This window comes from Streptomyces sp. NPDC006265 (assembly GCF_040613555.1).
Classification (GTDB): domain Bacteria; phylum Actinomycetota; class Actinomycetes; order Streptomycetales; family Streptomycetaceae; genus Streptomyces.
In genome coordinates this window covers 1-4031 of sequence record NZ_JBEXSH010000830.1, presented here as the reverse complement: position 1 = coordinate 4031, position 4031 = coordinate 1, and the positions used below count along the sequence as shown (strand labels likewise).

2 protein-coding genes and 1 pseudogene are annotated in these 4031 nt (G+C 71.7%); 1 reads left to right on the top strand and 2 read right to left on the bottom strand.

The window, feature by feature from the left end; translation table 11 throughout:
- Together lhgO and ABZ281_RS40900 are read right to left on the bottom strand one after the other, a co-directional pair.
- Positions 1-918 (bottom strand): L-2-hydroxyglutarate oxidase (lhgO, locus tag ABZ281_RS40905; protein WP_356663034.1); only part of this gene is annotated, 918 nt, incomplete at its 3' end.
- A gap of 72 nt (positions 919-990) precedes the next feature.
- Positions 991-2415 carry an MFS transporter gene (locus ABZ281_RS40900; RefSeq protein ID WP_266460839.1) on the bottom strand — a complete coding sequence of 475 codons (1425 nt, stop codon included), beginning with the start codon at positions 2413-2415 and terminating at the stop codon, positions 991-993.
- Between the two features lie 857 nt (positions 2416-3272).
- On the opposite strand from ABZ281_RS40900, the pseudogene ABZ281_RS40895 reads away from it, so the two are divergent.
- Positions 3273-4031 (top strand): annotated as a pseudogene (locus ABZ281_RS40895) (asparagine synthase); the annotation flags it as partial.

Genomic DNA, 4031 nt, shown 5'->3' with positions numbered 1-4031 from the left:
GGCTATCCGCCAGGAGCCGGGCCAGGCCAGGGTCGAGCCCAGCTCGCGCAGGCGGACCGTGCCCCACCAGTACCCCTCGCGGGCCAGGGCCGGCACCGCGTTGGGCCCGACATGCACACCTCCGTCGATGCCCCGGGTGAGATGCACCCCGAGGAACGGGAACGCCGGATCGGGCACGGGGTAGACCAGGCCGCGCACCAGCTCGGGCCGGGCCAGCTCGTAGTACTCGCCCCGGAACGGCACGATCCGCATGCCGGGGTCGTCCCCGGTGAGCCGGGCGATCTCGTCGCACTGCAGACCTGCGCAGTTCACCAGGACCCGCCCGCGTACGACGTCGCCCGCGGCCGTGAGCACGGCGACCCCCCGCTCGGGACGCCGGTCGACGCGCACGACCCGTGTGCCGTAGCGGATCTCCGCGCCCGAGCCGTGGGCCAGCTGGCGGGCGACGGCGACGAAGTCGCAGATGCCGGTCGTGCCGACGTGTATGGCGGCGAGCCCGCGCACCTCCGGCTCGTACTCCGCGATCTGGGGGCCGCCCAGCTCCCGCACCGAGATCCCGTTCTCCCGGCCTCGCTGCACGAGCGCGTGCAGACGGGGCAGCTCCGCGCGGTCGGTGGCGACGATCAGCTTGCCGGTGACCGCGTGCGGGATGCCGTACTCGGTGCAGAACTTGACCATCTCCGCAGCGCCCCGCACCGCGTAGCGTGCCTTGAGGGAGCCGGGGCGGTAGTAGATGCCGCTGTGGATGACGCCGCTGTTGCGGCCGGTCTGGTGGCGGGCCGGGCCCGGTTCCTTCTCCAGGACGGTGACACGTGTGCCCGGTGCGGCGCGTGTGATCGCGTACGCCGTCGACAGGCCGACGATGCCGCCGCCGATCACCAGCACGTCACAGTCGTATGTGATCCGCACTCGCACCACCTCCCGCTTCGATAGTGCACTGCGCCACTGACAATGCCTTCAAACGCGGGACGGGCGGCACATCTGCTCCGACTACGCCGGAGTCATCAGCAGCGGCCGTGCACGCTCACGGAGCTCCACCACCCGCGGCTCGTCGCCGTACGGCTCCAGCCGGTGCAGGAGGTCCTTGACGTACTCGGTGGTACGGGCCGAGGAGATCCGCCCGGCGACCTCCACCGCCCGCACCCCCTGCTCGCAGGCCGCGTCCAGGTTCCCCGACTCCAGTTCGGCGACGGCCGAGACGACCAGGCGCAGGCCGTGCGAGCGGACGAACTCCTCGGTCGGCTTCGACAGGGCCTGCTCGGTGAAGCGGCGGACCTGGCGGGGCGCCTTGAGGTCGCGGTAGCACTCGGCCGCGTCGGCGGCGAAACGGTCATAGGAGTAGAAGCCGAGCCAGCTCGGGTCGTTGTCGCCGGGGCGGGCGCGCTCCAGCCAGCTCTCGGCCGCCTTGAGGGCGCCGCCGGCCGCCGGGGCGTCGTTGGCGCGAGCGTGCGCGCGGGCCTCGACGAGCCGGAAGAAGCTCATGGTGCGGGCCGTCGCCAGTCCGCGGTTGCGTTCCAGGGCGGCCTGGGCGAGGTCCACGCCCTCGTCGCCGAAGCCGCGGTAGGTGGCCTGGAGGGACATGGAGGCCAGCACGTAGCCCCCCAGGGGGACGTCCGCCGCCGCCCGGGCCAGGCGCAGGGCCTGGATGTAGTAACGCTGGGCGGCTTCCTGCTGGCCCGTGTCGAAGGCCATCCAGCCCGCGAGCCGGGTGAGTTCGGCGGAGGCGCCGAAGAGGGCCCTGCCGACCTCGTCGGAGTAGGAGCCGAGCAGCAGAGGGGCGGCCTCCACCCGTAAGCACTCGGGGACCATCGACGAACGCCAGTCGCCGCCGCCGTACTTGGAGTCCCAGCGTCGCGCGTCCTCGGCGGCCTCCCGCAGCTTCTGCACATCGCTGTGGCCGACTTTGAGCGGTGCGCCGGAGCCCTCGCCAGGGCCCACGTCGCGCGCGACCGAACTGTCGGCCGGGGTTATCAGCCATCGTGAGGCAGGCGTTGCGTATGCGCTCACCGCGAACGACCCGGCCAGCGACTGCCAGATGCCTCCGGAACCGGCCCGCCGGCCGGCGAGGTCGAGGCGGTACAGCTCGGTCGCGGACCTGACCGCCTGGCCGACGTCCCGCGGGAAGGCGAGGCCGACTTCGGGTGCGGGGTCCGCGTCCGCCAGGCCGATTTCGTGCAGCGGCACCGGGCGGCCGAGCTTCTGGCCGATGGCGGCGGCGATGAGGTGCGGGGCGGCACCCTGCGGCACCATGCCCTTCGACACCCAGCGCGCCACCGACGTCTTGTCATAGCGCAGCGTCAGGCCGCGCTGGGCGCCAAGGTCGTTGACGCGCCGCGCGAGGCCCGCGTTCGAGATTCCCGCGAGGGCGAGAACGGCGCCGAGTTTTTCGTTCGGCCCGCGTTGCTCCCTGGACATGCGCCACCCCTCGACACAGACGGCTGCCGCGCTGGCATAACCATGCGGCATTCGTAAACCCAGCGTAGTTCGCCGCATCCCAAGCGTTAAGGGGCATTGTTCCGGTTGGCGGGATTGTGGTCCGTACTGAAGTGCGGTTCAGATACGGGCTGTTGCGACGTGCTCCCACTGTGTGGCCGTGCGCCTGTCCGTGCGCTCTTCTCCGGCCATCGCGGGAGCGGTTCCATGGTCGTTGCGTGGGTCGGCCCGCTGTACTGGATCCAGTGGGCTGGGGGACACCGCCGCCTACATCCCCGCGGGTGGCGGAACGGTCCGGGAGGCGTACTCCGTCTCCCGGACTGCGCGACCGGGTGGCGGCGTGCCGAGCCTGTACGGAGCGTGTTCGAAGCTGGCTGCGTGACGCCGATTTGGCCGAAAACCGACCCCGTCGGTCGCGGGGTATCAGGGCTCCTACCATGGCACTTGAGGGCGCGTCGGGTGTGATTGGGGCGCATTTCGGGGGCGCATTCGTGTCGCAGTCGTACTGCAGACATGTCGCTGGCGTGCCTTGATTCTTGGCCGTCTCTCCGCTTCTCCGCGCTTCGCCGTGTTTCTCTGAGTCTCTGCCTCGCTTCCGCGGGCGTCTTGTTCGTCGGCGCGTTCGGCGCTTCGTCGTCCCTTCGTTCGTTGTCTCGTCCGCCCGAATTCGCGGGTGATGTGCGGGTGTTCGGGGGGTTCGGGGCGGCGTGGGTGGCTCCGCCGGGGCGCATTCAGCGGAGCGCAAGCGGCGTCGGCACCCTCTGGAACGCTTCCTTCATGGCAGCATGGTGAACCGGTTCGTACGGTGCACTGGTTGTCCACAGCCTGTGGAGGCGGCGATGCGGTGGTTGGTGGGATGGAGCAGCATCGCCGCGGGAGCCGTCGCTGCCGGTTCGGCGGGGGCGACCGGCAGCGAAGGTGAGACGCTGCACCCGGTGGGGTCCCAACTCCTGTGGGGCGATCCCGATCCGCTGTGGGCGGTCGGCGACTGGCGCTCCGACGAGGTGCGGGTCGTGAAGGCCGACGACCGGACCAGGATCGCCGTCCTCGGCATCTGCGGCGCCACCGACGAGCAACTGCGCGTCGCGCTGTTCGCCGCACGCGGCGGGGCACTTCGGCATCTGACCGCCTGGCCGGGCAGCTACACCGCGATCGTCCAGGTCGGCAGGCGGATCACCGTCTGCGGCGACCTCGCGGGCGCGCGACCGGTGTTCCATACGCCCTGGGCCGGCGGTACGGCGTACGCGACCGCCGCGTTGCCGCTGGCCGACCTCATCGAGGCCAACCTCGACTTCGGGCATCTGGCCGCGCTGCTGGCCGCGCCGGACGTGCCCGCCGCGCTGCACGACTCCACGCCGTACGACGGCGTGAAGCGCATTCCGCCCGGGCATGCCCTCATCCTGCGCGCCGGGGCGCGCGAGGTCGCCGGGTACGAGCCGGTCGCCTCGCTGGCCGTGGCAGCGCCCCCGGCCGATCCCGACAGCGCGGTCGACGCGGTGCGCGACGCGCTCGTGGAAGCCGTACGGACGCGGCTGTCCGCTCCGCGGCACGTCCCGGGGATGGACATCGATCCCGGTCCCGTGCCCGGTATGGGGCCC

What these genes read in the sequence shown, in the direction of transcription:
- ABZ281_RS40900 (WP_266460839.1), bottom strand. Translation starts at nt 2,415, where the DNA reads ATGTCCAGGGAGCAACGCGGGCCGAACGAAAAACTCGGCGCCGTTCTC.